The organism is Enterobacter sp. TCD1-1, from assembly GCF_020567405.1.
In the GTDB taxonomy this organism is placed as follows: Bacteria; Pseudomonadota; Gammaproteobacteria; order Enterobacterales; family Enterobacteriaceae; genus Enterobacter; species Enterobacter quasiroggenkampii.
Window position 1 is genome coordinate 725,782 of record NZ_JAJCXF010000001.1, and the last position, 26,880, is coordinate 752,661.

General features: G+C 56.5%; 25 protein-coding genes and 2 tRNA genes. 12 read left to right on the forward strand and 15 right to left on the reverse strand.

The annotated features are described in order from the left end of the window. Position 1 precedes the first annotated feature (1 nt). From LJA86_RS03435 to LJA86_RS03445, 3 genes are all read right to left on the reverse strand, one after another. On the reverse strand, positions 2-2,719 hold the full coding sequence (locus tag LJA86_RS03435; protein WP_229225643.1) for a TcfC E-set like domain-containing protein: 2,718 nt from the start codon (positions 2,717-2,719) through the stop codon (positions 2-4). A gap of 72 nt (positions 2,720-2,791) precedes the next feature. After that, positions 2,792-3,298: a CS1 type fimbrial major subunit gene (locus tag LJA86_RS03440; RefSeq protein ID WP_045908356.1), complete on the reverse strand. Its 507-nt coding sequence runs from the start codon at positions 3,296-3,298 to the stop codon at positions 2,792-2,794. Positions 3,299-3,373: 75 nt separating this feature from the next. Continuing rightward, on the reverse strand, positions 3,374-4,117 hold the full coding sequence (locus LJA86_RS03445; RefSeq protein WP_048027623.1) for a fimbrial protein: 744 nt from the start codon (positions 4,115-4,117) through the stop codon (positions 3,374-3,376). A 309-nt stretch (positions 4,118-4,426) separates the two neighbouring features. Between LJA86_RS03445 and LJA86_RS03450 the strand changes: the two genes are divergently transcribed. Both LJA86_RS03450 and LJA86_RS03455 read left to right on the forward strand, forming a co-directional pair. Beyond that, positions 4,427-5,182 carry a winged helix-turn-helix domain-containing protein gene (locus tag LJA86_RS03450; protein ID WP_045908355.1) on the forward strand — a complete coding sequence of 252 codons (756 nt, stop codon included), beginning with the start codon at positions 4,427-4,429 and terminating at the stop codon, positions 5,180-5,182. Beyond that, positions 5,179-5,655: a hypothetical protein gene (locus LJA86_RS03455; RefSeq protein ID WP_229225644.1), complete on the forward strand. Its 477-nt coding sequence runs from the start codon at positions 5,179-5,181 to the stop codon at positions 5,653-5,655. Before LJA86_RS03450 ends, LJA86_RS03455 begins: the two co-directional genes overlap by 4 nt. Positions 5,656-5,709: 54 nt before the next feature. On the opposite strand, the gene yccA is transcribed toward LJA86_RS03455, so the two are convergent. Then, on the reverse strand, positions 5,710-6,369 hold the full coding sequence (gene yccA / locus LJA86_RS03460) for an FtsH protease modulator YccA (protein ID WP_023335168.1): 660 nt from the start codon (positions 6,367-6,369) through the stop codon (positions 5,710-5,712). 270 nt (positions 6,370-6,639) lie between these two features. On the opposite strand from yccA, the gene LJA86_RS03465 reads away from it, so the two are divergent. Then, a complete protein-coding gene (locus tag LJA86_RS03465) occupies positions 6,640-8,268 on the forward strand; it encodes an ABC transporter substrate-binding protein (RefSeq protein WP_069719487.1) in 1,629 nt (542 codons plus the stop codon). Between the two features lie 130 nt (positions 8,269-8,398). Continuing rightward, positions 8,399-8,486, forward strand: a tRNA-Ser gene (locus tag LJA86_RS03470). Positions 8,487-8,550: 64 nt separating this feature from the next. On the opposite strand, the gene LJA86_RS03475 is transcribed toward LJA86_RS03470, so the two are convergent. Next, the gene (locus LJA86_RS03475) at positions 8,551-8,955 is read right to left on the reverse strand and encodes a GNAT family N-acetyltransferase (RefSeq protein ID WP_048027271.1); all 405 of its coding nucleotides are present in this window, start codon (positions 8,953-8,955) and stop codon (positions 8,551-8,553) included. Positions 8,956-9,269: 314 nt separating this feature from the next. Here LJA86_RS03475 and LJA86_RS03480 point away from each other — a divergent pair, with 314 nt between their 5' ends. Then, the gene (locus LJA86_RS03480) at positions 9,270-9,527 is read left to right on the forward strand and encodes a YjhX family toxin (RefSeq protein WP_021240841.1); all 258 of its coding nucleotides are present in this window, start codon (positions 9,270-9,272) and stop codon (positions 9,525-9,527) included. A gap of 106 nt (positions 9,528-9,633) precedes the next feature. On the opposite strand, the gene LJA86_RS03485 is transcribed toward LJA86_RS03480, so the two are convergent. From LJA86_RS03485 to LJA86_RS03505, 5 genes are all read right to left on the reverse strand, one after another. Next, the gene (locus LJA86_RS03485; protein WP_045908349.1) at positions 9,634-10,470 is read right to left on the reverse strand and encodes an alpha/beta fold hydrolase; all 837 of its coding nucleotides are present in this window, start codon (positions 10,468-10,470) and stop codon (positions 9,634-9,636) included. 155 nt (positions 10,471-10,625) lie between these two features. After that, complete coding sequence (locus LJA86_RS03490; RefSeq protein WP_008499867.1) at positions 10,626-10,844, reverse strand: acyl carrier protein; 219 nt, start codon at positions 10,842-10,844, stop codon at positions 10,626-10,628. A gap of 17 nt (positions 10,845-10,861) precedes the next feature. Continuing rightward, a complete protein-coding gene (locus LJA86_RS03495) occupies positions 10,862-12,295 on the reverse strand; it encodes an AMP-binding protein (RefSeq protein ID WP_229225645.1) in 1,434 nt (477 codons plus the stop codon). Further along, complete coding sequence (locus LJA86_RS03500; RefSeq protein WP_229226246.1) at positions 12,292-13,410, reverse strand: MBOAT family O-acyltransferase; 1,119 nt, start codon at positions 13,408-13,410, stop codon at positions 12,292-12,294. The genes LJA86_RS03495 and LJA86_RS03500 overlap by 4 nt, the downstream gene beginning before the upstream one ends. Before the next feature lie 128 nt (positions 13,411-13,538). Continuing rightward, a complete protein-coding gene (locus LJA86_RS03505; RefSeq protein WP_229226247.1) occupies positions 13,539-14,675 on the reverse strand; it encodes a D-alanyl-lipoteichoic acid biosynthesis protein DltD in 1,137 nt (378 codons plus the stop codon). A 278-nt stretch (positions 14,676-14,953) separates the two neighbouring features. Here LJA86_RS03505 and LJA86_RS03510 point away from each other — a divergent pair. After that, positions 14,954-15,041, forward strand: a tRNA-Ser gene (locus LJA86_RS03510). A gap of 69 nt (positions 15,042-15,110) precedes the next feature. Here the strand turns inward: LJA86_RS03510 and LJA86_RS03515 are convergent. Beyond that, on the reverse strand, positions 15,111-15,992 hold the full coding sequence (locus tag LJA86_RS03515) for an AraC family transcriptional regulator (RefSeq protein WP_048222395.1): 882 nt from the start codon (positions 15,990-15,992) through the stop codon (positions 15,111-15,113). A gap of 229 nt (positions 15,993-16,221) precedes the next feature. On the opposite strand from LJA86_RS03515, the gene LJA86_RS03520 reads away from it, so the two are divergent. The 4 genes from LJA86_RS03520 to LJA86_RS03535 are packed head-to-tail and all read left to right on the forward strand — an operon-like array spanning position 16,222 to position 21,163. Then, positions 16,222-18,060 (forward strand): DUF2264 domain-containing protein, encoded by a 1,839-nt coding sequence (locus tag LJA86_RS03520; protein WP_229225646.1) that lies wholly within the window; start codon positions 16,222-16,224, stop codon positions 18,058-18,060. After that, on the forward strand, positions 18,057-19,337 hold the full coding sequence (locus tag LJA86_RS03525; RefSeq protein WP_229225647.1) for an oligosaccharide MFS transporter: 1,281 nt from the start codon (positions 18,057-18,059) through the stop codon (positions 19,335-19,337). Before LJA86_RS03520 ends, LJA86_RS03525 begins: the two co-directional genes overlap by 4 nt. Before the next feature lie 13 nt (positions 19,338-19,350). Then, a complete protein-coding gene (locus LJA86_RS03530) occupies positions 19,351-20,541 on the forward strand; it encodes a glycoside hydrolase family 88 protein (protein WP_045908342.1) in 1,191 nt (396 codons plus the stop codon). A gap of 22 nt (positions 20,542-20,563) precedes the next feature. Next, positions 20,564-21,163: a DJ-1/PfpI family protein gene (locus LJA86_RS03535; protein ID WP_229225648.1), complete on the forward strand. Its 600-nt coding sequence runs from the start codon at positions 20,564-20,566 to the stop codon at positions 21,161-21,163. Between the two features lie 123 nt (positions 21,164-21,286). On the opposite strand, the gene LJA86_RS03540 is transcribed toward LJA86_RS03535, so the two are convergent. From LJA86_RS03540 to hpxO, 3 genes are read right to left on the reverse strand one after another with little or no spacing between them, the layout of a single operon-like run. Continuing rightward, positions 21,287-22,222: a PDR/VanB family oxidoreductase gene (locus tag LJA86_RS03540; protein ID WP_229225649.1), complete on the reverse strand. Its 936-nt coding sequence runs from the start codon at positions 22,220-22,222 to the stop codon at positions 21,287-21,289. A gap of 11 nt (positions 22,223-22,233) precedes the next feature. Further along, on the reverse strand, positions 22,234-23,271 hold the full coding sequence (hpxD, locus tag LJA86_RS03545) for a molybdenum cofactor-independent xanthine hydroxylase subunit HpxD (protein ID WP_229225650.1): 1,038 nt from the start codon (positions 23,269-23,271) through the stop codon (positions 22,234-22,236). A gap of 14 nt (positions 23,272-23,285) precedes the next feature. Continuing rightward, a complete protein-coding gene (gene hpxO / locus LJA86_RS03550; RefSeq protein ID WP_048222407.1) occupies positions 23,286-24,440 on the reverse strand; it encodes an FAD-dependent urate hydroxylase HpxO in 1,155 nt (384 codons plus the stop codon). A gap of 239 nt (positions 24,441-24,679) precedes the next feature. On the opposite strand from hpxO, the gene uraD reads away from it, so the two are divergent. Beyond that, positions 24,680-25,180: a 2-oxo-4-hydroxy-4-carboxy-5-ureidoimidazoline decarboxylase gene (gene uraD, locus LJA86_RS03555; protein WP_229225651.1), complete on the forward strand. Its 501-nt coding sequence runs from the start codon at positions 24,680-24,682 to the stop codon at positions 25,178-25,180. Continuing rightward, a complete protein-coding gene (uraH, locus tag LJA86_RS03560) occupies positions 25,177-25,500 on the forward strand; it encodes a hydroxyisourate hydrolase (protein ID WP_063621334.1) in 324 nt (107 codons plus the stop codon). The genes uraD and uraH overlap by 4 nt, the downstream gene beginning before the upstream one ends. Here the strand turns inward: uraH and guaD are convergent. Further along, positions 25,480-26,799 carry a guanine deaminase gene (gene guaD / locus LJA86_RS03565; protein WP_229225652.1) on the reverse strand — a complete coding sequence of 440 codons (1,320 nt, stop codon included), beginning with the start codon at positions 26,797-26,799 and terminating at the stop codon, positions 25,480-25,482. The genes uraH and guaD overlap by 21 nt on opposite strands. Positions 26,800-26,880 lie beyond the last annotated feature (81 nt).

Sequence of the window (26,880 nt, forward strand, 5' to 3'; positions counted from 1 at the left end):
ATCATTTCCCTTTAGTGAGGCTATCGGTATTCATGGCTGTCGGGCCAGCAGGGACCGACCGTCCGGCCAGCATCAGCTGCGCCTGCTGCTGGACGGCATCCGGCAGGGCGGAGAAGGTTAATTCCTTACAGGGAATCGAACCGACGTAACGCACGACGTCGCGCATACTCTTCACGTTCAGCGCGCACTGATAAAATTGCTGCTGACGCACCAGGTAGAGGTTATGCAGCAGGGCGTCGCTTTGGGCGCTAAACCCGCCGTTGCCAAGGTCACTCCAGCCGTTCACGTTCAGCGGCACGCCGCCGATAAACGGCGAATGGTGCTCGTCGGTTAACTGGCCAAGCCAGGTGTAGCTTGCGGTCGTTTGCACGTCCCGGCGCAGCAGTTTGCCTGGCACCATAAACAGCGTTCTGCTGCCTGACCCTTGCGTGATTTCACTGCTGGCTCCCCGGGAGACGTCCAGCGATTCGTTAATCGTCAACGTCGTCTGCTGATAGCCCGGTACCGCGAAGAGGGCGCGGCTATTGCCCGGAATGTCTGCGCTCCCGCTGTTATCCAGCGACACGGCGACGCGCGGATCCTGAGCATCTTCCGGCGTCGCCACGTTCACCGCGACGGCGGAAGCAGGGCGACCGTCGCTCCAGCGGCCCAGCCACAGGCCAGAGCGGGAAAGCGCGAGCGTTGAGCTGTAGTTGCCGCTGCTGCTCAGCGTATGGCGACGATCCTGACGATCCCAGGCGTCGCTGACCGTCAGGCTTCCGTTGCCATATCGTCCGCCCTGGCGCGTATAGGCTGAGGTATTCAGCGAGTCGCTGTTAATGCCCGACGCGCTGAGGCCATACTCATTTTCACCGCGGGCATCGGCATACCAGTTATGCGCCACGCTGTAGCTCAGCTGGTTTTTTTCACGCTGCTGGTGCTGCCATGTCGCGCCCAGAGAGGTGTAGCTTGACGCATCACCCTGACGGTTATGCGCCATGGACAGGCTCACGCTCAGGTAGCCGCCTTTATCCCTGCCGTCGCGGGCGTCATCGTTACGCATGAAGAGGTTAATGCTGCTGTTAATGTTCAGGCCATGGGTGCTGAAGGCATTGCTCAGGCCAGCCTGCCAGGCCCGCGTGCGCGAGCGGGTCATATAGACTGATTCCCAGGGCAGACCCGCATCGTGGCGATCGTCACTGTCCGGCAGCTCCCGGCGTGAAACGTACCGGCCTTCGTTGCGGTTATCTGAATACCCCAGGCTCGCATACCAGGCGCCGACCGGGACGGAGAACATCACCGAGAGGGTGCGATAACAGCCGTTCACGGCGTCAAATCCCGCGCTTTGGGTGTTGCAGTTTTCAGCGGATAACGCGTTGCGATAGACGCTCAAAGAAAAACCGTCGTTGTAGCTGATTTGCTGGATATTGCCGCGCTGGCCTTCGCTGCCGTAAAGGTAGCTAAACCGGGTACTCAGCACGCCATCGATCGGGCCCGCGTTGAAGCCCCGGCTCCAGTCGAGCGCGTTCTCCAGGAAACGCTGGTTTTTCTTGAACGTTGCCCCGCTGGTCAGCGCCAGCGTCGGGGTGACGGGCAGACGAACGCCCGCCTGCGCAACCGCGCGGCGTTCTTCGTTTTGATCGCTGTTATCGGTTTCGCCCGCCTGCAGGAACCACTCGACGCGGTCAAATGGCGTAATGCCGGTTCGGGTAAACGGCACCTGCTCGGTGCGCGTCAGCCGGTTATTTTCATAGATGGAGAGCGTCACGGTGTAGCTCCCGTCCGGGAACGAACGCGTGTCCAGGGTTTGCGCCCCGGCATTCAGATAAAAGCTCGCCAGCAGCTGATTTCCCCGGCGGGCATCGATACGCGCGTCATGGGAAAGCAGCACGGTAACAGGGGTTCCCTTCGACTGCTGAACCGGGTTCATCCATGCTCGTGTTGAACCCGTGCGCAGGCCGCGAATTTTGCCCAGCGGCAGCTGGCTGAGGTTGATATTTCCGCCCGCGTTACTGAACAGATCGCGGGTATCCATCTCACCTAACTGGACATAGTACTGACGCAGGATATCCTGGCGGAACCAGGCGTTGTTGACGGTGACCTCCTGCTGCTGCTGGTGCCGTGAACGCTGCCCCAGCCAGGTCCAGTCGAGATTTACGTAGCCGTCCTGGGTGAGCGCCAGCGCGCCGTTGCCCTGCACGGTTGCCGACTGATAATCCCTGTCGGCCACGAAGTTAATGTTCTGCTGATGGATCAGCGCATTTTCGGTGCCCTGAGTGGGCTGATACCATTGATTCTCTGCCGTCTGCTTAGGCAGAAATTTCTTGTCCAGGAACAGGTTAATGCGGGCGTTATTCTCGTCATAAATAATGGCCGCGCGGTCGGTATTGATGTAATCACAGCCCGTTGCGGAGCCGTTGCTGCTGCAGGCCAGGTTGCCGTTACGGGCAAGCGGAACGGCCAGCGCGGCAGACACGGTGGCAACGAGGGATGGGTCGTCATTAAACCGGCGTTTGATGGCCGCTACCACGGTTTCAGGTGCGACAAAGCTGACCGTTTCAAGCGTGATATCCGTTTCAAAAAGGCCAAGCGCCTCGCCGTAGAGGTTCACCTCTGTCCACAGGCGCTGCGTCTTCGCCAGGTCTTCAAAACCTGGCGGGACGGCCATCCCTGCGCAGGCGAGTTGGATGGAAGCGGGTAACAAAGCAACAAAGAGGAGGGTATTTCTGTGAAACGCCATGAACGAGCCTCGACATCATCCTGACGTCAGAGGGTGAGCACCCTCTGACGTTATTCCTTAGGTGCTGTGGTGTTACGCACCGCCTTCCGTGGTCGTCGCCTGCGTCAGCATCAGGCTGACAACGCCGCTGTACTGACCGGTTTTCAGAATGCCTTTGGTGGTCTGGGAAATGGTCAGCGGCAGTACCGCTGAACCGTTTTCAATGCTGCCCGGGAACAGTTCGGCGCCGGTATATTCCACATCTGCGGTAGAGAGGGTTTTATCACCCAGAATCACCGTCATTGGGATGGTCTCCGCACCGTCGGCATTCGCCAGCTTCGCGGCGCTTACCAGACGGACTTTTACGTTGCTGGTCGCGGAGTTAGACCACACCTTGGTATTCAGGCGGTAGCTTTCCAGGCCACGGCCAGGCAGGTACTGCATATCGATGCTTGCCGGCAGCGGCGTGTTATCGGCCTGGGTCATATCCAGCTGTGAATCAACGCTGGCGTTGACGGTAATATCTTTTTGAATCGCCAGCGCGTTAACGGACGTGGTCATCGCGGCAACAATCATCAGAGGTTTAAAATACTTACGCATTGATATCTCCATATTTACAAATGAGCACCCTGGCTCTTTAAACAAACCCTTTGGGGTCTTTACGGTAACGTCGTGTTATTGCACGACGGGTAAATCAGCTTCTTCAGCGGTTTTATTCAGCCAGTTGAAGTAGCGGAATTTATATTTCTGGCCTTGTGCCTTCGCGAGCGTTTTTAATTTCCGTTCGGTATCCGGATAAATCGTCGCGTCTTCTTTAATCCATCTGCACGACGAATCCGCATCACAAATACCGATCTCTCTGAGCGGCACGCGCAACGTGCCGTTGTTTTTTAACGTTCCCCTCTGAGGGTCAATCGACAGCGAAACCACGCTTTTTTCCGGTGCGAGATGGATCAGGGCGCCCCAGATTACATTGACGCCCAGTCTTGCCGTCGCAGCAGGGCTTTCTGCCTTGCCCGGAATAATGCTGTCAGGCTGCTTGACCCCTTCAAAATAGACGCGCCAGGTCGTCTCTTTTTCCGGGGGCGTAAGCGATACCAGGCGAACCACGCGCATTGCGCCTGCCGCAAGGGCGAATTTTTCCGGCGTGACAACAACGCCACCCTCTTTCCACGACGCCACATCAATCTCTTTTTCCAGGGCCGTGCCGGGATTAAGAATTTTCTTTTGCCTCACCCGAATGAACTGAATATCATCCGTTTTTGACGCCACCTTAATTTGCGCCGCACCGGACTTATCCACGTTAAGTTCCATGGGATACACGCTCATATTGGCCAGTGCCATTTCCGGGAAAAATGGCAATGACAGCGCGGCGACATAAAAGGCGGTTGTGACGCTCACTCTTTTTTTCTGTTTCACGATCAAGTCTGCCTGCTCTGAGTTTAAAGGCGGCGCGTTAACACCAGGACACCGTCTGCTTTCGTATCGCTTCAGGGCAGGGAAACTTTAACCAGAACAGCGGTTTGTGAAAATTTGTATTAATTAACTCGTTATATACAGTTTTTTATCCTGATTTTCTGGCTTTAAGGTTGTATAGTTAAGCGAAAATACCGCGACCAGGGATGGAGAGAAAATTCCTTCTGATGAAAAAATAAGCAAGTCAGGAGGGGGTTTTCATGTCGATGTACCAGGGATTAAAAAGCATGCGGTAACAGCCGAGAATAAAAGATGTTTTTTATATGCAATAATTCGTTGTTATTTGATCCTGAAGCACATGCAATAAGTCTTGTTGGGCAACCGGAATCTGTATTAACGCTTTCGGCCCCCGCCGTTCGTCTTTTACAGGAATTTATTAAGCACAAAGGGCACGACCTGAGTCGGGAGGAATTGATTACCCGCGTGTGGGAGGAGTTTGGCTTTACGCCATCGGGAAATAATCTCAATAAAGCGGTGAGCGAATTACGTAAAAGCTTCCAGGCACTGGGAGAGGGGTACGAATTTATCGTAACCGTACCCCGTTATGGGTTTCGTTTTGAGGCCGATGTGATTTTTCAGCCCGGAGAGCGTATTCAACCCGCCGAACCGCAGCCTCCGTCTGCAGCGAAAGTGGAAAAGCCACAACGCGCTTCCCTGAAAAGGTGGGGGATGACGGCCGTATTGATTATTGCTGCATTGGGGGCGAGCTTCTACTTTAGCCGGCAGCAGGGGATATTCGTTCCGGCGAAACTCATGCCGGTTAAGGAGAAAATCGCGCATTGTCGTCTCTGGATTATCAACGATCACGGAAGACCGCTGGTGTTATCGAAATTAGCGGCGCAGCTGGCGGCCAATAACGTGGCGTGCGAACGTGAGGAGTACGACATTTATTATTTCAGCGCCCGTTTTTCTATTGCCGCCGCAGATGAGGTGTTCATTGGCGCCTGCCCGGTCAGTCAATCCAGCCTGTGCAAAACCATCCGTTATAAAAGCGGGGCACAAAAATGAAAATAAAACTTCTTTTTGGGCTGGGTGGTGCATTGGTGGGCAGTGCCCTGGCGCTGTTTTACTATTCCGGCTGTGTGTTTAAAAAGGATGTGCTGGCCTGCAGCACCGAATTTAACTTTACGCGCAATGAGGGAAAAGCCAGCGAAGTGAAGGTCAATACCGTTGCCCAGTTCTATTTTCATCGGGACGGTACCGGAGTGACCACCTATAAAGGCGCGGCAAGGGCTGACGGGCAAAATCTGATCGTTGACAGGGACGTGGACTTTACCTGGCAGCAGCGGGACGATGATAACGTCATTGTGTTGAGCTACACCGAAACCTGGCGTCGACACAACGACAATACACCCGACGCCCAGTGGGGGAGCTTTGCCAGTCCGACCGCACGCTACTACCTCACCATCTCTGAACTCTCGCCTTTCGTGTGGCTGATTCAGGACCGGCGCTATCCCACCTACATTTGCCGGGGTGAGTAGGGCATAAAAAAAAGGAGAATGCCCCGGCATTCTCCTTTTTCATAACCGTTGTGCTTAATCGCGGCTGGCGAAGCCCAGGATGCTCAGCAGGCTGACGAAGATGTTGTACAGCGACACGTACAGGCTGACGGTGGCGCGAATATAGTTCGTCTCACCGCCGCGAATGATGTTGCTGGTTTCAAACAGGATCGCGCCGGAAGAAATCAGAATAAACACGGCGCTGATCGCCAGATGCAGGGCAGGCAGCTGCAGGAAGATGTTGGCCACCATACCCACCAGCACCACCACAACACCCGCCATCAGCATGCCGCCGAGGAAGGACATGTCCTTACGGGTGGTCAGCACGTAGGCCGAGCAGCAGAAGAACACCAGTGCGGTACCGCCCAGCGCCATGCCGATAAGGTCACCCATACCGGCAGACAGATACGCGTTCAGCATCGGTCCCAGGATGTAGCCCAGGAAGCCGGTGAAGGCAAACGCGGACAGAATACCGACCGGTTTGTCAGCGGTTTTGTAGGTCAGGAACATCAGGCCATACATGCCCACCAGGGTCAGGATCAGCCCCGGAGACGGCAGCATCAGCACGGTGCTGGCGGTGGCGGTGATCGCGGAAAACGCCAGCGTCAGGCTGAGCATGAAATAGGTATTGCGCAGCACCTTGTGGGTGCTGAGTAGCGATGTGCGGTCGCGTGAGGAAGTAATTATACGATCCATGAGTCACTCTCTTATGACAGATGTAATTAACGGAAAGAATAGGAAACGGCGCGTCACTCTCAAAGTGGTTTTACCCATCTTTACTCAGCAGGTTAGCGCGGGAGCTGGTTGTTTCTTCTGCATAAATACGTTTCACCAGTATGAACAGCGGTTTGACGCGATTAATCAGATCAACCTCTTATAGGTTACTGAAAATTATTGCGTTATTACCATAAGGCCGCTAAGAGTTATTTCCGGATCGTCACAAAAACAGACAATAAGGCGAAGGAAATGAAACCACAAACACGCACGCGCTTTACGCTCTCTTTGTTAACCGCCGGGATCCTGTGCGCCAGCACGGCAGCCTGGGCGGCTAACGTGCCGGCAGGAACGCAGCTGGCCGATAAGCAGGAACTGGTCAGGAACAACGGTAATGAGCCCGCTTCGCTCGACCCGCATAAAGTCGAAAGCGACGTCGAATTCAATATTATCAGTGATTTATTCGACGGGCTGGTCAGCGTTTCCCCGTCGGGTGAAGTTCAGCCACGGCTGGCGGAAAAATGGGAGAACAAGGACAACACCGTCTGGACGTTCCATTTGCGTCCAGGCATCACCTGGAGCGACGGCACTGCGATTACCGCGGAAGATGTGGTCTGGAGCTGGCAGCGTCTGGTTGATCCTAAAACCGCTTCACCGTATGCCAGCTATCCAGGCAACATGCACATCGTAAATGGTGCGGATATCGCCCAGGGGAAAAAAGCGCCCGATACGCTGGGCGTGAAAGCCATTAACGACACCACGCTGGAAGTGACATTGACGCAGCCTAACGCGGCGTTCCTCGCGATGCTGGCGCACCCGTCGCTGGTGCCGGTGGATAAAGTGCTGATTGGCCGCTTTGGCGACAAGTGGACCAAGCCTGAACATATCGTCACCAGTGGGGCCTATAAGCTATCCCAGTGGGTGGTCAACGAACGCATCGTGGCGGAGCGCAACCCGCGCTACTGGGATAATGACCATACCGTGATTAACAAGGTGACCTATCTGCCTATCACCTCCGAGGCCGCGGATGTGAACCGCTATAAAGCGGGTGAAATTGATATTGTCTACACGGTGCCGATCAACCAGTTCGCGCAGCTCAAGAAAACCCTGGGCAGCCAGCTGGATGTCTCTCCGCAACTGGCGACCTATTACTACGAATTCAATACCACCCGGCCGCCGTTCAACGACGCCCGCGTGCGTAAGGCGCTGAACATGGCGCTCGATAAAGACATCATTGCCGGGAAAGTCTTAGGGCAGGGGCAGCGCCCGGCGTGGCTCATCAGCCAGCCGGATATCGGCGGCGTTAAGCTTCAGAATCCCGACTACGCCAGTTGGCCGCAGGACAAGCGCATCGCTGAGGCGAAAAAACTGCTCAACGAGGCTGGGTACAACGAAAGCCACCCTCTGAGCTTTAACCTGCTCTATAACACTTCTGAATCGCACCAGCGTATCGCGATTGCGGCCAGTTCCATGTGGAAAAAGAACCTCGGCGTGGAGGCGAAGCTGCAAAATCAGGAGTGGAAAACCATGCTGGATACCATGCACACCCACAACTTTGACGCGGTGCGTTACGCCTGGATTGCCGACTACGACGATGCGGCGACCTTCCTGAACACCTTCCGCACCGGCGACAGCGAAAACACCAGCCAGTACAGCAATCCGGAATATGACCAGGCGCTGGTGAATGCCGCAAAAGCCAAAACAACGGAAGAGCGGGGTAAGTTCTACCAGCAGGCGGAAGATCTGCTGGGACGCGATGTGCCCGCCATTCCGGTTTATCACTACGTCCGTACGCACCTGGTTAAACCGTGGGTGGGCGGATTTACGCCGGATAAGCTGGGGTACTATTACACGAAAGACATGTACATCAAAAAACACTAGGCCTGTGCTGATAAAATCGTCGATGTGTTGTCAGTTCAACCGATTAAACACGTTTTGACTATTTTTACAGCGAACGATTGCTGGCACTCTTTACAGCACGCGGTGAGGTGTTTATAGTTCGCCTCACTCAGGAAGTGTGGCCGAGCGGTTGAAGGCACCGGTCTTGAAAACCGGCGACCCGAAAGGGTTCCAGAGTTCGAATCTCTGCGCTTCCGCCAGATATAAACCCCAGGTTACTTGTTAACCTGGGGTTTTTCTTTTGCCTTAACGCAGGTTTGTTCTTCACCAGATTCTGGCCATTCCTTCGCTTGCCGGGCGAACGAGCGTAAAACCAAATTTAGTATAAAGCTCAGGCACATCGGCCATTAAGCAAACGTACGCTCCTTTACAGGCGTGGTTATCCAGCCAGGCAACAAGCGTTTCCATAATGACTCTGCCCAGTCCTTTCCCCTGATGAAGCGGATCAACCGCGACGTCGACGATATCAAAATTCAACGCACCATCCCCTACGATGCGCCCCATACCGACCGGTTTTCCCTGAAACACTATATGCATGCCATAGCAGCTGCCGGGCAGCGCTTTTCGGGCGGCCTCCAGCGGGCGAGGGCTAAGACCCGAGATTTCGCGCAGCCGGCAAAACGCTTCTGCAGTGGGGACGGTTTCAACCACGGTATAGTTATCAGGCATAAGAAGAGCTCCAGTCGGTGTTCAGTAAAGGGCTTCAGTCTGGCAGTAAAATTGACGAAAGACGATTTTACGGACCGATCCCGTTCACACTTTTAACCTCCCGCTATTCCCCTGTAAAAAACAGGCGTTATCATTCACCCCGTAAATACCTTTTTACCGCTTACCGAGGCTTTGATGCTGGAGAATGTTTTCATCAGATAATCAGCTTCCCGCCCATCTCAGGACGGACTGGTTATCGCTGCGCTTAAACCTTACGCACGCACCTGCGGGTGTGGGCTCGTTTTTACGCATGATGATTACACAGGTTTTCCAGTATGAATTTATCCCGTCAGGAACAACGTACCTTACACGTTCTCGCCAAAGGTGGACGTATTGTGCACGTCCGCGACAGTTCTGGCCGCGTCACGTCCGTTGAGTGCTATACCCGTGAAGGGCTGGTGCTGAGCGACTGCACGCTCAGCGTCTTCAAAAAACTCCGCACCAAAAAGCTGATCCGATCCGTGAACGGGCAACCTTATCGGATTAACACCACCGGGCTGAACAACGTTCGCGCCCAGCTGGATAATCGCTAAGCAGAATAAACAACGCCACCCTCGGGTGGCGTTCATGCATTTAATGGAATATCGTAGCGGAATGTAGGCCGGGTAAGCGCAGCGCCACCCGGCAAGAAACGCGGCGTTATGAGCGAATAAAAGCCAGAATGTCCGCGTTGATAGTATCCGCATGGGTGGTATGCATCCCGTGCGGGAAGCCCGGATAAATTTTCAGCACGCTGTTCGCCAGCAGCTTGTCCTGGAGAAGGGCGGCATTTTTATACGGTACAACCTGATCGTCATCGCCCTGCAACACCAGAACGGGAACCGTGATGGTTTTCAAATCTTCCGTCTGGTCGGTCTCTGAAAACGCCTTAATCCCCTCATAGTGGGCTTTGGCGCTTCCGATCATACCCTGTCGCCACCAGTTCTGGATCGTACCCTGCGAAACCTCGGCGCCATCGCGATTAAAACCGTAGAAAGGACCGCTGGCAACGTCGAGATAAAACTGGGCGCGGTTAGCCGCCAGCGCTTTGCGGAAGCCGTCGAAGACCTCGATGGGCGTTCCGCCGGGATTCGTCTCCGTTTTGACCATCAGAGGCGGGACGGCGCTCACGAGCACCGCTTTGGCGACGCGCCCCTGCGGTTGTCCATACCGCGCAACATAGCGGGCGACCTGGCCGCCGCCGGTGGAGTGACCGACGTGCACGGCATTGTGCAGATCCAGGCTTTCAACCACGGCTGACGCATCGGCCGCATAATGATCCATATCGTGGCCTTCACTCACCTGGTCCGATCGTCCATGTCCGCGGCGATCGATAGCGATAACGCGATAGCCTTCTGCAAGGAAGAAGAGCATCTGGTTATCCCAGTCATCGGCACTCAACGGCCAGCCGTGGTGGAAGACAATGGGCTGGGCCTCTTTTGGGCCCCAGTCTTTGTAGTAAATATTGACGCCGTCTTTCGTGGTTACGAATGCCATACCGCAGACTCCTCTGTTAAGAACAACACGACCCCTAAAGTGTAGGAGAAATCACAAAAGCGGTTGGTTTAATTCCGGTGAAGGATATTCATTTTGCGTCTGGGCTCTGGCGCGATGCGCCAGAGCCTTCAGGACAGGATTAACAGCAGAGGCGTTTAGCGGTTTTCTTCAATATAGCGGGCCAGGTCCGCCGGGGTTTTCAGCACCGTCGCCACGTCTGTCGGCGGGATCATGCAGCCGTAAACGTCCTGTACTTCCAGGACCATATCGACCGCCAGGATGGAGTCGAGAATGTCGGATTCAATCAGTTCATCGTGAAAGCCCACCTTACGGGATAACACTTTTTCGAACAGGGCGAGAATTTCTTGTTCCATAATTTTTCCTGGGGTCATTAATTTGTGCGGGCGTAAGCGTCCAGCAACTTGCGGTCAATTTTGCCGTTAGGATTCAGCGGCAAAGCGTCTTTTACGATAATTTGTGAAGGCACCATATAGTGGGGAACCACCTTCGACAGCGAGGTTTTAATGGTATCCGGCGCCAGCTCCGTCACGCAGAACGCGGCAATGCGCAGCACGCTGCCGCAGGATTTCATCAGCGGCAGAACCACCGCTTCGTTGATGCCGGACATCGCCAGCAGGCGGTTTTCGATCTCGTTAATTTCAATACGGTAGCCATTCAGTTTGACCTGGCTGTCGTTGCGGCCCTGACAGTAGATGAGCCCCGCTTCATAACCCAGATCGCCGGTCCGGTAGCCGCGAAACGCCTCGTTTTCCCGATGAAGTAATTTCGCCGCGTTCTCCTGCGGCAGGCCGAGGTAGCCGCGCATGACGTTTTTCCCCCAGATGATCAGCTCGCCTTCAGCGGAAATTTCCATTCTGCTCTCAGGCATCATGACCCCCACCGGCAGCACGGCGCTGTCGCTGTTCAGGATTGCATCCGTGATCTCGACGACGGTTGTTGCGATGGTCGCTTCTGTTGGGCCATAGGAGTTAATAATTTTGGCCTGCGGGAAACGGCGGCGCAGCTGTTTGACCAGCGCTTTATTCAACACTTCACCAATGAAGATAAAGACGCTCAGCGCAGGCAAATACTCGCTGTTGAACTGCGGGGAAAGTAGCTGCTGATACGCAAAAGAGGGGGTGGAAACCCAGGCGGAGACGGCGTTGCTTTTGAGTCGCTCCAGCCAGTTCTCTTTCTGAATATCGTCTTTGGCGTTCAGCACGATGTGTCCACCCATCGCCAGATTCGCCAGCAAAGGGATCAGGGAGAGGTCAAAACTGAACACCGCGTGGTTCATCAGGACCGGTTTTTCCGGCAGCGAAAAGTCCTGGCTGACCCATTTCATGAAGTGCCACACGCTTTCACGCCCAATCTGCACCCCTTTAGGCTTGCCGGTGCTGCCTGAGGTAAACATGATATAGGCCAGATCCTGCTCCTCCAGCACTTTGCCCGGTTCACCCGTGGCGATGAACTGCCGGGTCGCGACGTCATAATAGTAAGGGGCGCTGGCCAGATGGCAGATCTCCCGCAGGCGCTCCTGCGGGTAAATGCAGTCCACCGGAATGTACGGAATGTTGTGCAGCAGGCAGCTATAAATCGCCACGGCGAACTCGGCCTGCTGGTGTCCGTACAAGACGACCGGCGTACCGGCTACAGGCTGACAACCCTGATAGCGCTGTGCCCAGTCCGTCACGGCAGCGGAAAGCTGCAGCCAGCTTAAGGCTTCGTCGCTGCCGCTGATGGCCAGCTGCTGCGGGGAGGCGGGATCGCATAATGCCGCACGCAAGAAATCCTGCAGTTCCTGAAGATCGGAGTGATTTTTCATAGAGGTGACATTCCACTAAAGATGTAAAGGGAGCCCGCGGCGCTTCCCAGCGTCAGAATGCGTCCCAAAAACGCAACAGCCGGATACTGCAACCCGCGGTGTAACGCCGGGCTGCGTTTGGCTGACCACAGCAGCATGTTGTGAACGACAGAAATGGCGCCAAACAGCGCGCCGCTGATGACGTAATGGCGTTCCAGGCCATTCCATGCCCCCATGCAAAACAGGGTGCAAAAAATACCGATATTTTGCGCCAGCGTTTTGTTCTGACGGAAAAAGTTGAACTTCATCAGGTTCATATAAACGGGCATAAAGACCACATCGCGCAGCCATTCAGACAGGCTAATGTGGAAGCGGCGCCAGAAGTCCTGCGGATTCTTTGCCAGAAGCGGCATATTGAAGTTTGCCGGAATATTCAACCCAAACAGGCGGCCCGCACCGATGGCCATATTGCTGTAGCCCGCAAAATCAAAGTAGAGGTAGGCGCTATAGGCAATCGACATCACCACGCCAACGGTCAGCGTAAACGGCTTATGGCTCCAGGGCTGCACGACAAGTGAATCAACCAGCATGGCAAACAGGAACTTCTGGACAATGCCGGTAATGATTTGCTCCAGCGCCACTAAAAACTGTTCGCGGTTAAGGGCAAAGACGGGCTTACTGACGTCGCTCATCCATGTCCGCCAGCGATACATTGGGCCCGCCAGAATAATAAAGGGCATAAACAGATAGCAGAAATAATGCAGGAAATTCTGCCCTTCTTTTTTACTGCGATAGAGCAACACGTCCACCGCGCGGAACGTCATAAAAGAGAGGCCGATCATGCCGAGATGATGATTAAGGTGCAATTTCACCAAAAATAAAGGCAGCAGCGTTAACACAATCGCCTGCCAGGTTTTTAACCATCCTTTTTCTTTTAACGTGGCGACAAGGTAAAAACTGAAAAAAACGACCGCGGGAACACGGTAATCACCCTGAAAAATATAGCCCCAGCCTAATGCGGCGAGGACGGATAACGCCGATAAATACGTCAGGCGATGACGTAATACGCGATTGACCAGCGCAAACGCCAGGGCGGATGAAAATAAATAGACAAAAAACATGCCTGAGCTATACATCATTCGGCCTCAGAACTTTTGATATTCAAAATGCAGCTGCATACTCATGCTGTCATCGACAGAGGTCCACGCGACGATGGTGATCGCCAGCAGGAGATAAAGGAAAAAAAGACGGATCGCGATTTTCATTATTTAAAGCTCTGTGCAATAAAGCGAATCATAGGAACCCAGGCCAGCTCGGAAGGGTGCAAACGATCCCAGTTCCAGCCATTCTGATAAGGCATGGCGTACATATCTAAATAGGGGATCTGGTTCGCTTCCAGAATGGTTTGAATTTGCTTATCAACCGGGCGGAAGGTATCGGTATTGTAAAGCGCCCAGGGGTTAACCGGATCGACGATAGCAATCACCTGCACGTGCCGGTCTTTCAGCAGCTGGACGGTTTTTCTGAACGCGGCGATTTGCGCAGGTACGACCGGCGTGTCATCCCACTGCTGCCGCGTACCGTCCTCCTCGTAAATCGTTTTGTCCATCCACAGGGTGGCCGCGCTCTGCTGGCGTTTTTTATTTAACTCGCGGGCATTCGCCAGCTCTTTATCCCAGTCTGGGGCTATATGGGTGGTGGGCTGCGGCGGCCACGGCTGTACCGTCCGGGGCATAATGTTGAGCAGCGCCAGCCAGTCGTTTTTTATCAGGGTGCAGACGTTGGCAAACTGGAAACTCACCTCGTCCCATATCAGATCGGGGTGCCAGCCAAAGACACGCATTTGACCAAAGGTTAAATGGCTTATTTCTTTACTATCAATATGTTTTAAATAATTGACTAATATTGGGCGCGCCTGCGGATCCTTCATCAAAGGATTAAAAACAGAGCCCGGGAAATTATCGGCATAGATAGCGGGTGGCAGACCTTTTGAGTAAAAGCTGTCGGGTGCCAGAAGCAAAACAACTTTACTGTTGGCGTTAAGGCTATTTTTAAAACGTGAGAATAGTAAAAACTGCGTTTCGTCATCGACAAACGCATCGCCATACGCCACGACGGGTTTGTGTAATTGCTTATTAAAATAATTATAGACAGCGTAATGTTCATCTTCTGAGGTCGCTACCTCAGACGCACCAATGAAGAATATCGCATTCCCTTCTAAGGCATGAGAAATAGTGGCAATTTTTTCCGCTTGTTCTTTAGGCGTGCCCGCCATTGATTTAATCAGCGGCTGGAAGGCGAGCGGTGGATCGAAGCTCGTCACCAGCGGGTGAATACAAAGGAACAAAATGGCCAGGGTTGCCATCAGGATATGTAAGCAAAGCGTATTCTTGATTTTCATCATCAACCCGTAACACTGCATGGCAGTAATGTCTAAAATCTGCGGGAATTCAGATTTATAACAATTACACTACAAATGACCGTCTATTTTTGTGGCATTCTATACCAGAGCGATTTAAAAGGATGAGCGTTGCTATGTTACGGTATGTACAAGGTCGTGGAGAGTGACGTGAGGTCAGCGTGCGGGTGACTTTTTGCGCAGTCAAACGCGTGTGGGGAAAAATAGAAAAATTCCTGCTTTACAAGGCGCTAATAGATGTTTATAGTGCGCCTCACTTTGGAAGCGTGGCCGAGCGGTTGAAGGCACCGGTCTTGAAAACCGGCGACCCGAAAGGGTTCTAGAGTTCGAATCTCTACGCTTCCGCCAAATTCGAAACCCAGGTCGTTATGCGACCTGGGTTTTTTTGTGCATAAAATCCCCGGCCAGGCTGGAGGTTCAGCAAACCTGTCCAAAATCGCCCTGAGAGAGAATCCTGGTGCAGCGGATACTGCGCCGATACTGCAGTGGCGTCTGACGCATCATCTTTTTAAAGCAGGTAATGAAATAGGTCACCTCGCTAAACCCGACTGCCAGGGCAATAGCGTCAACAGGCTCATCGCTGTACCGTAACAGCTCGCAGCTGCTTTTTATTCGCCGGGTCAGCAAATATTCGTGGATGGTACCGCCGGTCTGCTGGCGGAAAATGCGTGAGGTATAGCTGCGTGAAAGCCCCAGGTCGTGGGCTAACTGGTCGAGCGAAAACTTGCTGGCATAGTGGGCTTCGACCCAGCTCATAATCCGCGAGGCGACGGTCTGCTGGCGCGGCGGGTAGGGCTGCGGCTGCTCGGGCAGAAACGTCATGAGCTGCATCATCAGAAAGGCCACCTCGCAGGCCTCTGTCTGCTCGTTGCCCTCCAGGCGCTGAAATTGTTCAAGGATCCTCTCGATAAACGCCGCGTGATTGCTGAGATCGTAAATCTGTGCTGGCAGATTGCTGGCGGCCAGCGCGGCGAACCGGGCCTGATGGCGCGGGAAGGCGCCGAGCGCACTTTCGACGACCGATTGCTCAATGTGCATCGTCGTGCGGTGATAGGGGTTCTTATCGCTATGATCGACCTGCACTTTGTGCAAACGGAAGGGCGGGAAGATAAAGAGTCGCCCCGGACGGGCGGTGTAGTGCTGGTTATCCACCACCACGATGCCGTAGCCGCTGGAGATATAGAGCAATTCAACGCATTGATGCCAGTGGTAGTAAATCGCGCTGGTGGTGTACATGCGGTTAAAAGAAATGGCCTGCCGATCGAGCGTAATGCGTTCCAGTAGTTGCGTTTCACCCATATTACCTCCAGAACAACAGATTTAAATTTTTAGGCCATCATTTGTAATTTATCCCCCTCGCGTTCGACAAAATCCAGAAAAAATGAAATGGCGGTTTAATTTTGTGAGTCTGCTCACTCAGCGCCAGGAATAAAAGCAGTTACTCTTCATTCAGACGTCGCACTCGTGGCTTTAAAAAAGCCTAATAACAATAACTTATCTCTACCCTCGTGTAATGCGGGAGGACCCTGTGCAACCTGAAAATATTCATCTGGATAATCCACTGACAAGCCGGGAAGAGGTGCTACGGCTGGTCAACGACATGCTGAACGCGGTGGCGCCCTGGTTTAAAAAAGACGCCAGCCGCATTGATTTAGCGAACTTTACCGCTCACTACGGTCAGCAGGTGGCGAGCATGGAAACGTTTTCCCGCCTGCTGTGGGGCGTGACGCCGCTGTTGGCTGGCGGCAGCGAGCCGCAGCACTTCTCATTCTATTTACAGGCGATAAAAAACGGCACCGATCCGCAGCATGCCGATTACTGGGGCGATGTCGGGCCTTACGATCAGCGAATCGTCGAGATGGCGGCCTACGGGCTGCTGCTGGCGCTGGCGGGTGAAACCGTACTGGCACACTTCACTGAGACGGAGAAAGAGCATTTATGGCGCTGGCTAAAGCAGTGCGAGATCCAGGAAATCCCCGATAACAACTGGCACTTCTTCCCGATTCTGGTGCAGGTCGGCTTCCATTATTGCGGCATGCCGACCAACCCGCAGGCGCTGGAAGATCATTTTGCTGCCATGGAGCACTACTACCTCGGCGATGGCTGGTATTCCGATGGTCCGGGACGGCCGCGCGACTATTACATCTCGATGGGCTTCCATTTCTATGGCCTGATTTACGCGAAGCTCATGGCCGGGGTCGATCCGAAGCGCTGCGCAACGCTGCGCGATCGGGCCGCGCGTTTCTCCTCTGACTTCATCCATTTCTTTGCTGAAGACGGCGCGGCGATCCCGTTTGGCCGTAGCCTGACCTACCGCTTTGCCGAGGCGGCGTTCTGGAGTGCGGCGGCCTTCGCCGGGCTGGAAGTCTTTTCGCCGGGCGTGATGAAGGGCATCGTCCTGCGTCATCTGCGCTGGTGGCTGAAGCAGCCGATATTCGACCGCGACGGCGTACTGAGCGTCGGTTACAGCTATCCGAACCTGGCGATGGCGGAAGACTACAACGCGCCGGGGTCGCCGTACTGGGGCCTGAAGACCCTGCTGGTGCTGGCATTAGATGAGGGCGATGCCTTCTGGCAGGCGGCTGAGCTGCCGCTGCCGCCGTTGCCCGCGCAGCACACGATAGCCCACGCGGATCAGGTGGTGGTACATCAGGCCGACCACCTGTGGATGCTGACGTCCGGCCAGCTGGAGCTGAACAACTTCGTGAACACCGAAGCGAAATACTGCAAATTTGCCTATTCCACCCGCTTTGGCTTCACCATCGAACGCGGCCGCTACGGCCTGAACCATGCCGCGCCCGATTCGATGCTGCTGCTGGCCGAAAAGGACAACTACTGGCGTGGCCGTCGCGAATGTCAGCACGTGGTCACCGCTGACGGCACTATTTATAGCCGCTGGCTGCCGTGGCACGACGTGGTGATTGAAAGCTGGCTGCTGGCGCTGGGCGACTGGCAACTGCGCGTTCATCGTATCAATACCCGGCGCGCGCTGGACTGCGCGGAAGGTGGCTTTAGCCTGGCAAACCGCCCGCAGCCGCAGGTCCTCGAGAGCGACAGCGCCTGCTGGTTACGCAATGCCCGGGATGTCTCAGCCATGTTCTGTTTACATCCGCACGCTCGCCGCGGCGAGACGGTGTTGACGCCGCCAAACAGTAATCTGCTGTTCGCCGAGCGCGCGGCGGTGCCGGTGCTGCGTGGCGAGCTCGACCCCGGTACGCATGTGTTAATCAGCGCGGTGTGGGCGGGAAATGCCGCCGACTTCGATGCGCAACGCTGCCCGCAGGCCTTCATTAGCGATGACGCGGTACGCTTCGTGACGGCACGACAAGAAACGACGCTCCTTCTGGCTCCGGAGGCATCGCTATGAGCACATCATCGTCCGTACGCGCCGCTCAGTACAAAATGAGTACCTTTATTTTCCTTTACTTCTTCACGTGGTCATCCAGCTTTGGCCTGTACGCCCTGTGGCTGAGCCAGAAAGTGGGCCTTGATAGCGTCACCATCGGCAGCGTGTTCGCTATAAATGGCGTCTTCGCGGTGGTCCTGAAGCCGGTGTACGGCTACATCATGGACAAAATCGGCATGAGCAAGTGGCTGCTCTATTTTGTCTGCGTCATTTCTGCGCTGATGGCGCCGTTTTTTGCGCTGGTTTACCAGCCGCTGCTGCAAAGCCATGCGATGGCGGGGATTATCATCGGCGCGCTGTATCTGAGCCTGGGCTGGTACGCCGGCGTGGCGGCGTCTGAATCTTACGCCGACCGCTTTAGCCGCCTGTACGGGCTGGAGTTTGGCCGCATCAGAATGTGGGGCTCACTGGGCTGGGCGATGGCGGCGTCGGTCTCCGGGCTGTTGTTTAACGTCACCCCGCTGGCCAACTTTCTCCTCAGCAGCGGTACCTCGGTACTGATGCTGCTGGTGCTGATTAGCCTCAAAATCGGCGATGAGCAGCTGCGCAATAACAGCGTCATTTCCGCTAATAAGATTGTCTTCGCCGATGTGCTGATGCTCCTGAAAAACCGCAAATTCTGGATGTTCAGCCTCTATGTCGCCGGAGTAGCGTGGATGATGTTTATCGCCGAACAGCAGTTCCCGCGCTACTTCGTCTCGTTCTTCGCCACCAAAGAGCAGGGGAATGCCTGGTACGGCTACCTGAGTACCGTCCAGTCGGGGATGGAGTTCGTGATGATGATGTTTATCCCGTGGCTGGTGAACCACTACGGCGCTAAGCGCGGCCTGCTGTTCTGCGGCTGCGTGGTCGGGGCACGGCTGATCGCCTCCGGGCTGACCAGTGACCCGATTGTTATCTCCATCATCAAACCGTTTTATGGCGTCGAGATCGCGCTACTGCTCATCTCCGTCTTCAAATACATTGCCGAACATTTCCATCGTCGGGTTAACGCCACGATGTACCTGCTGGGCTACCAGGCGATGATTTACGTGGGTTCGATTGTGGTCGCCCCACCTGCCGGCTATCTGTACGACAAGATTGGCTTTGAGCATACCTATCTGCTGATGGGCAGCTGCGCTCTGGTATTTACGCTGATTTCCGCCTTTACGCTGTCGCGCTGCCAGTCGAAGCGCGATGACTCACGATCCTTTGCTCCGGCTTTAGATACCGCCCCGGTTGAACCGGCCAAACATTAATTCAGGAGTTGTTATGACCAAATCTGTTATCACCGAAGCGTTGCGGCCGATCGAACTGCATCAGGTCGATCGCCTGGCACTGAGCCAGAAGCTGGAAGCGGCGTTAGCCCGCGTCACGCGCAAGCTCGACAACAATATTGTCGCCTTCGGCGATAAGTTCCCCGGTGAGGCCTGTGAGAAGGGGGTCTGGCCGCGCACCGATAACGTGGAATGGACCACCAGCTTTTGGCCTGGCCAGCTGTGGCTGGCGTGGGAGATGACTGGCAAAGCGCATTATCGCGAAGCCGCCGAACGCTATTTACCGTCGTTCGCCCGGCGTATTGAGCAGCGCATCGACACCGCAACGCACGATCTCGGGTTCCTCTATTCGCTCTCCTGCATCAGCGCCTGGCGCCTCACCGGCAACGAAGCCGCTCGCCAGTCGGCGCTGCTGGCAGCCGAGCGCCTGATGGAACGTTTTAACCCGACGGCCAACATTATTCAGGCGTGGGGTGATTTAAACGACCCGGAGCAGCAGGGGAGAATGATCATCGACTGCAACATGAACCTGCCGCTGCTGTACTGGGCCAGCGAACAGACCGGGGATCCGCGCTATGCGCAGGCGGCGACGGCTCATGCCGGACAGGCCGCGAACTATATCGTGCGTGAAGATGCCTCGACTTATCACACTTACTATATGGATGTGCAGACGGGTGAGCCGCGCTTTGGCAACACCCATCAGGGTTACAGCGATACCTCGTGCTGGTCGCGCGGCCAGGCATGGGGCATTTACGGCTTCCTGCTCAGCTATCAGCACACCGGCGATAAGCAGATGGTTGAGCTGTCCCGCAGCCTGGCGCATTACTTCCTCAACCGTCTGCCGGAAGATGATGTTTGCCACTGGGATTTGGCGCTGCTCGGTACCGACGCCGTGCGCGACAGTTCAGCGGCGGCGATTGCCGCCTGTGGCCTGCTGGAGCTGGTCAAGGCGCTGCCGACGCTCGACGCAAACCGTGCGTATTATGAAGAGATGGCGCTGCGTATTGCGCTGTCGCTGACCGATAACTACCTTGCTCACGATGACGATCCGACCGAAGGGCTGCTGCAGCACTCGGTTTATCATATGGGCAGCGGTAAGGGTGTCGATCAGTGCTGTAGCTGGGGAGACTATTTCTATCTTGAACTGCTGGCGCGGCTGCGACAGATTTGGCACCCGTACTGGTAACCCTTAAGCAATGGAGAGCAAAATGAAAAGCGTAGCCGTGCTATTAGCCCCTGGTTTTGAAGAGGGGGAAGCGATTGTCACTATCGATATCCTGCGCCGCCTGAATATTTCGGTGCAGACGATTGCCTGCGGCGAGAGTCGCGAAGTGGTGAGCTATCACGCCATCCCTATGGTGGCGGACAGTACTCTGCAGGCCAGCCTCGACCGGACCTTTGACGCCGTGGTGTTACCGGGCGGCCCGCAAGGCAGCGTTAACCTGGCGAAAAGCGCGGAGGTCATTGCCTTCGTCCGCCGCCACGATGAAGCGGGCAAATATATCTGCCCGATTTGTTCCGCCGCCGCCCGCGTGCTGGGCGGCAATGGACTGCTGAAGGGACGGCGCTATGTCTGTTCCGGCGATCTGTGGAAAACAGTCAGCGATGGCATCTACGTCGATGCCGACGTGGTGGAAGACGGCAATCTGCTGAGCGGCCGTGGGCTGGGTAAAGTGTTTGATTTCGCCTTTACCCTGGCGGCGCGATTGCAGGGCGATGACGCGTTGGCGCGCGAGCAGGCCAGCCATATTGATTATGCGTGGCAGGATAGCGAGCCCGTTTACGGGCTGGCAAAGTGCGATTTGTAAGTTTCGCCCGGCGGCGCTACGCTTGCACGGGCCTACAGTGAATAGTGCAATATATTGATATTGTTACGGATTGTAGGCCGGGTAAGCGCAGCGCCACCCGGCAAGAAGGCGTGTGCAGACGGTTTACAGCCCTATCACCAGCTCCCCGGAATGGCTCCGCGAGCAGCACAGCGCCACCTGCTGGTCCGTTGCGCTTTTTTCTGCCTCCGACTGCACGCTATCCCGGTGTTCCACCACGCCGTCAATCACCGGCGTCAGGCAGGCGCCGCAGATCCCCATCTCACAGGAAAGCGGGACCGCCACGCCATTTTCCTGCAGCACCTGGGCGATGGTTTTATCCGCAGGCACCGGCCAGCGCTCCCCGGTGGAGGCCAGCTTGACCGTGAAGATCTCCCCGGTTTCACCGCCTGCGGCGGGCGCAACGGGCTGAAACGCCTCGCTGTGAAGATGGGCGTCATCCCATCCCTTTGCCGTGGCGATCTCACGCACTTTTTCCATAAACCCCGCAGGTCCGCAGATCCAGGCGTGAAGACCCGATTCGGCCGCCGGGAGATGTTCCGCCAGCGCGGTGCGCGGGCTGGCGGTATGAATGATGCACTCATCGCACAGCGAGAGTTCGCGCGTAAACGCCGCGCTTTCCCGGTTCCTCACGTAGTAGTGCAGCGTGAACGGCGTTCCGGTCGCCTTCAGCTGCAGGGCCATCGCATACAGCGGCGTAATGCCAATTCCCGCCGCCAGGAGCAAAACCCGCTCTGCCTGCTGAAGCGGAAACAGGTTGCGCGGGGCCGATATCATCAGCTTCTGCCCGGGACGCAGCGTCTCGTGAACGTAGCGCGACCCGCCACGCGAGGCGGTTTCCCGCCCCACGCAGATCAGGTAGCTCTCGCCGCCACACGCTCCGGTCAGGGAATACTGGCGAACCACGCCGCAGGGCAGGTGAACATCAATGTGTGCGCCGGGCTGCCACGGTGGCAGCGCTTCGCCGTCTTCCGCCACCAGCCTGACAGCGAGGCTTTTGTCGCCCTCGCGCCACAACCCGTCAACAATTACGCTCAGCATATCGGCCTCCGTCATACCAGGAAAAACTCGCCAAAGCCCATCTTCTTCAGTCCCCGACGGTAGGCAATCGAGCTTTTATCTGCGGGGATATGCGCTTCCAGGGTCAGGTCCAGCGGCAGGCTTTCCGGACGCTGGGTTTCCACCATCAGACGGTCCTCTTCAAAAATCCGCAGATTGAAGGCATGCACATCCTCCACCGGAATATGCAGGTCAAAATTGCGGGCGATAGGGGCGAACATGCGGGTCACGCGCGATGACACCGGCGATGCGGCGTTCATAATGACCAGTCTCGATTCACCCGGAAAATGAATCGTCAGGGTGGCGGTGAACGGCAGGTGCATCTCAAAATGGCGCAACCACTGGAAGCCTTCCGGGGCCTGCACGGGGGAACTGGCGGGATAGTTGCTCACGGAGCTCCAGTAATCCGCCACGAAGCCAAACGGCGTCTCCTGCGGCTGATAGTAGGGCACCAGCGGGTTATTGGGGTCCGCAAAGGTATCGGTGTGGATCCAGGCAAAGTGCGCCACGTCCAGAAAACCCTCTACCTGACGTCCGGCAAAGCCGTTGACCTCAAATGCCGGGCAGTTAATCTGCTGAAATCCGTCGTCATCCCAGTGCGGCATGGTGGGCAGCGGCGCGGGGTTCTCCGGATCAAACGCCAGGCAGGTCCAGATGAGTCCGAACCGCTCCTCCACGGCGTAGTTAATCAGGTTCAGCTTCGCCGGAACAGGCTGGTCGGGGCTGGAGGGAATACGGTTGCAGCGCCCGTCCTCCCCAAAGCGTAAGCCATGATAGGGGCAGATAATCCCGTGCTCGTCGTGAAAGCCGAGCGTCAGCGGCACGCCGCGGTGCGGGCAAACGTCACGGGCGACCACGACCTGGTCGTTAATGCGGTAAATCACCAGCTGTTCATCCAGTAGCGTCGCTTTGACCGGCGCCGGACCGACGTCGCAGGCACGCGCGACCGGATGCCAGCATTTCGCCAGACGCAGCCAGTCCTCTGGCTCAAACGTACAGTGGGCGGGTGGAGTCGGTTCTCTTTTCATCATTATCCCTCTTACGTTCAGCCTAACGGGCCGCCCTGAATGGTCTCGCACAGACCGTTGATGATGCGCTCTCCGGTCTCCTCGCGAAGCTCCTGATACCACGCCTGCGTCAACGCCATGTCTTTGCCGTGGGTGACGTCGCAGCGCTTACGTGCCTTCAGCACCAGGTCGCGCACCCGGTCGCAGCGCAGCGCCTCGTACTGCCGAAGCGCCAGCGTGATGTTGTGGTTTTCACGCAGGCATTCCCCCAGCACCACGGCGTCTTCCATCGCTGCGCAGCCGCCCTGGCCGATATCCGGCGTGGTGCTGTGCCCGGCATCGCCCAGCAGCGCGACGTTGCCGCGTACCAGGCTGTCGAACGGCTCAATGTCGTGGATTTCAATGCGGTTGGTGGTTTCAGGATCCAGCGCCGCGATAAGCTTCTGCACCGGCGGCGCCCAGCCGCGGAAGTAGCCCGTGAGATCGGCGCGCAGGGTAGTGCGATCCTCCGCCAGACCCGCAGGGAGCGGCACGTCAAAGAAGAAGTAGAAGCGTCCACCGGAGACGGGCATCAGCGACACGCGTTTGCCTTCGCCAACGAAGGTGGTCCACTGGTGCGCCGGGGCGATCTCCTCGTCAATCTTCACCAGCCCGTTCCAGTTCACGTAGCCGGCGTAGCGGCGCTCGGGGGTATATCCCAGCACGTACGGGCGAACCGCCGAGTGGCTGCCGTCGGCGGCAATCAGGAAATCCCCGGCAGCTGTGCTGCCATCGGTGAAGGTGACGCTCACGCCAGCCTCGTCTTCATGGACGCGTTCGACGCGCTTGCCGAACTGCACCTTGTCGCGACCCCAGAAGTCCAGCATTTCGCGCTGAAGCTCAGCGCGCGAGACGGGGCAGGGGCGCCCGCCGGTACGCTCAACCAGCGGGGCAAGGCTAAAGCGGGTCAGGGTATCGCCGCGCCGGTAATCCTTATAGGCCATAAAACGCATCGGTCCGCCGTAGGTCTCGATGATGTCGCCCATGCCGAGGTGCTGCATGCATTTCACGCCGTTCGGCCAGATGGAGATGGCCGCCCCGACGGGCCTGATCTCCTTTACGGCTTCAAACACGGTACAGTCGATGCCCGCTTTCTTGAGCGCGACGGCGGCGCTCAGGCCGCCAATACCCGCACCAATAACGATTGCTCTCATGCTTCTCTCCTTTTGCAGGGTGTAACGACATTCAGCAATTTGCGTACCAGGCTGCAGAGTGGTGAAAACGGCGTTGTGAGAGAGATGTTTGCACTGCTAAGGTGCGCAAACGCGGTGAGCGTGCCTTTTTATGAATCAAAAATTTCCTGGTCAGCCATCCGGAATCGACTGTTTCACGTTTGTCTCAAGAGTGGCGTGGTTTGTGCACTAACCTGAAGGAGGATAATCAAGGAGAACCTATGATCGCACTGCACGACTTCAATCAGTTGCCTGAGAAAGACGCTTTTACGCTGCTTCAGCCCTGCGTGACGATACCCGGCTGGGCCGACGCGTTGGTGAGTGGGCGGCCTTATTCGAGCCGGGACGCGTTGTTCATTGCGGCGCAGGCTCTGACGCAACGCTGGGATGAAGCGGCCTTAACGCAAGCCCTGAGCGCCCATCCGCGCATCGGGGAAAAGCCCGCAGGTTCAGCGACGGAGGCGGCACTGTCGCGCCAGGAGCAGGGCGCGGTGAACGATCGCGATACCGCCCTTGCCCAGGCGCTGCGTGAAGGTAATGCCCGCTATGAAGCCCGCTTTGGGCGCGTCTTTCTGATCCGCGCGAAGGGACGCAGCGGCGAGGAGATATTACAGGCCCTGCACGCGCGGCTGGAGAACAGCGACGCGCAGGAAATCCGTGCCGCGCTGGAACAGCTGCGGGAAATTACGCTGCTGCGACTGGAAGGAGTCATTCACGAATGAGCACACTCAGCACCCATATCCTCGATATTTCGACGGGCAAACCCGCAGAGGGCGTGACGGTTCATCTGCAACAGGACGGGAAGACGCTGGCCACGGGCGTGACCAACGTCCAGGGGCGCATCGCCGCGTTCGTTCCCTCTCTGCCCGCGGGCCGCTATCGGCTGGTGGCGGAGATTGGGGCGTGGTTTAGTGATACTGGCCGGGAGACGATCTATCCCTGCGCGCACATTGAGTTTGTCACGGGAGAAACGGCAGACGAGCATTTTCATCTGCCGTTTGTGATTGCTCCCGGCGGGTGGTCAACCTACCGGGGAAGTTGACCACACCCGCTCGCCGTTGACCCAGGTCTCGCTGATGTTGCGCTCGTCGCCGAGGGTCATCAGCACAAAGAGCTGCTCGTAGATATCCTGGCAGCGACGATTGCGCAGGCGCTGCAGCGGCGTCACGTCGGGGTCGATAACCACGAAATCCGCCTCTTTGCCTGCCGCGAAGTTGCCAATCTTATCGTCCAGCCGGAGGGCGTGCGCACCGCCCAGCGTGGCGTGATAAAATGCCTCGCTGGCACGCAGGCGGTAGCTCTGAAGCTGGCCAACCTTGTAGGCCTCCCCCAGCGTGCGCAGCATGCTGAAGGTGGTGCCCGCCCCGACGTCGGTGCCGATGCCCATCCGCACCCTGTGCTGCCAGCAGGCGGGCAGGCGAAACAGCCCGCTGCCGAGAAACAGGTTCGAGGTGGGGCAAAACGCCACCGCCGAGCCGGTGTCATGCAGGCACTGCCACTCGCTGTGGTGCAGATGGATCGCGTGGGCAAACACGCTGCGCTCGCCGGTCAGGCCGTAGTGGTGGTACACGTCCAGATAGCGCTCATGCTCCGGCCAGAGATCGCTCACCCAGGCCACTTCGTTGGGGTTCTCGCTCAGGTGGGTCTGCAACCAGGTGTCCGGGAACTCCTCTCTGAGCAGGCTGACCGCCGCAAGCAGCTCGGGTGATGACGTCGGCGCAAAGCGCGGCGTAATCGCATAGCCCAGCCGTCCACGGTGATGCCAGCGCTGGATCAGCGTCCGGGTCTGCCGGTAGCTCTGCTTCGCGTCTTCGCTCAGGTAGTCCGGCGCGTGCCTGTCCATCATCACCTTACCAGCGATAAGGCGCATGTTCAGGCGCAGGGCCTCGGTAAACAGTGCCTCGACCGATTCCGGATGCAGCGTGCAAAACACCAGCGCGGTGGTGGTGCCGTTGCTCACCAGCTGCTGTATGAAAAATTCGGCGATCTCTTTTGCGTAGGCCTCATCGGCAAACTGGCTCTCCACCGGGAAGGTGTAGGTGGTCAGCCACTCCAGCAGCTGTTCGCCAAAGGCGCCAACCATCTCCGTTTGCGGGTAATGGACGTGGGTGTCCACAAAACCGGGTAGCAGCAGCTTGCCGCGCAGGTCGGTATAGCCTTTGTGCGGGTCAAGATACTGCTCGCCCTCCTGCCACGGCATCTGTGCCAGAATTTTTCCGTGCTGGATAAACAGCAGGCCGTCCTCAAGGTAGCGCGCGTGCCGGGCAATGGCGTCTGCGCTGTCGCAGACCCGGGCAATATCAAAAAAAGCACCGCGTATCGCAGTCTGGTATTCCATCATGGTTCCTGCCTTCGTGTGTGCGTAGCGGGGGTGAGAAGGCTCAGCAAGAACGGTGCCAGAATGAACGGGCCGCAGAGATGC

What these genes read in the sequence shown, in the direction of transcription:
- LJA86_RS03435 (WP_229225643.1), bottom strand. Translation starts at nt 2,719, where the DNA reads ATGGCGTTTCACAGAAATACCCTCCTCTTTGTTGCTTTGTTACCCGCT.
- LJA86_RS03440 (WP_045908356.1), bottom strand. Translation starts at nt 3,298, where the DNA reads ATGCGTAAGTATTTTAAACCTCTGATGATTGTTGCCGCGATGACCACG.
- LJA86_RS03490 (WP_008499867.1), bottom strand. Translation starts at nt 10,844, where the DNA reads ATGGAACAAGAAATTCTCGCCCTGTTCGAAAAAGTGTTATCCCGTAAG.
- guaD (WP_229225652.1), bottom strand. Translation starts at nt 26,799, where the DNA reads ATGATGGAATACCAGACTGCGATACGCGGTGCTTTTTTTGATATTGCC.
- hpxD (WP_229225650.1), bottom strand. Translation starts at nt 23,271, where the DNA reads ATGATGAAAAGAGAACCGACTCCACCCGCCCACTGTACGTTTGAGCCA.
- LJA86_RS03530 (WP_045908342.1), top strand. Translation starts at nt 19,351, where the DNA reads ATGACCAAATCTGTTATCACCGAAGCGTTGCGGCCGATCGAACTGCAT.
- hpxO (WP_048222407.1), bottom strand. Translation starts at nt 24,440, where the DNA reads ATGAGAGCAATCGTTATTGGTGCGGGTATTGGCGGCCTGAGCGCCGCC.
- LJA86_RS03455 (WP_229225644.1), top strand. Translation starts at nt 5,179, where the DNA reads ATGAAAATAAAACTTCTTTTTGGGCTGGGTGGTGCATTGGTGGGCAGT.
- LJA86_RS03515 (WP_048222395.1), bottom strand. Translation starts at nt 15,992, where the DNA reads ATGGGTGAAACGCAACTACTGGAACGCATTACGCTCGATCGGCAGGCC.
- uraH (WP_063621334.1), top strand. Translation starts at nt 25,177, where the DNA reads ATGAGCACACTCAGCACCCATATCCTCGATATTTCGACGGGCAAACCC.
- LJA86_RS03525 (WP_229225647.1), top strand. Translation starts at nt 18,057, where the DNA reads ATGAGCACATCATCGTCCGTACGCGCCGCTCAGTACAAAATGAGTACC.
- uraD (WP_229225651.1), top strand. Translation starts at nt 24,680, where the DNA reads ATGATCGCACTGCACGACTTCAATCAGTTGCCTGAGAAAGACGCTTTT.
- LJA86_RS03450 (WP_045908355.1), top strand. Translation starts at nt 4,427, where the DNA reads ATGTTTTTTATATGCAATAATTCGTTGTTATTTGATCCTGAAGCACAT.
- LJA86_RS03540 (WP_229225649.1), bottom strand. Translation starts at nt 22,222, where the DNA reads ATGCTGAGCGTAATTGTTGACGGGTTGTGGCGCGAGGGCGACAAAAGC.
- LJA86_RS03505 (WP_229226247.1), bottom strand. Translation starts at nt 14,675, where the DNA reads ATGAAAATCAAGAATACGCTTTGCTTACATATCCTGATGGCAACCCTG.
- LJA86_RS03500 (WP_229226246.1), bottom strand. Translation starts at nt 13,410, where the DNA reads ATGTATAGCTCAGGCATGTTTTTTGTCTATTTATTTTCATCCGCCCTG.
- LJA86_RS03485 (WP_045908349.1), bottom strand. Translation starts at nt 10,470, where the DNA reads ATGGCATTCGTAACCACGAAAGACGGCGTCAATATTTACTACAAAGAC.
- LJA86_RS03475 (WP_048027271.1), bottom strand. Translation starts at nt 8,955, where the DNA reads ATGCCTGATAACTATACCGTGGTTGAAACCGTCCCCACTGCAGAAGCG.
- yccA (WP_023335168.1), bottom strand. Translation starts at nt 6,369, where the DNA reads ATGGATCGTATAATTACTTCCTCACGCGACCGCACATCGCTACTCAGC.
- LJA86_RS03465 (WP_069719487.1), top strand. Translation starts at nt 6,640, where the DNA reads ATGAAACCACAAACACGCACGCGCTTTACGCTCTCTTTGTTAACCGCC.
- LJA86_RS03480 (WP_021240841.1), top strand. Translation starts at nt 9,270, where the DNA reads ATGAATTTATCCCGTCAGGAACAACGTACCTTACACGTTCTCGCCAAA.
- LJA86_RS03535 (WP_229225648.1), top strand. Translation starts at nt 20,564, where the DNA reads ATGAAAAGCGTAGCCGTGCTATTAGCCCCTGGTTTTGAAGAGGGGGAA.
- LJA86_RS03495 (WP_229225645.1), bottom strand. Translation starts at nt 12,295, where the DNA reads ATGAAAAATCACTCCGATCTTCAGGAACTGCAGGATTTCTTGCGTGCG.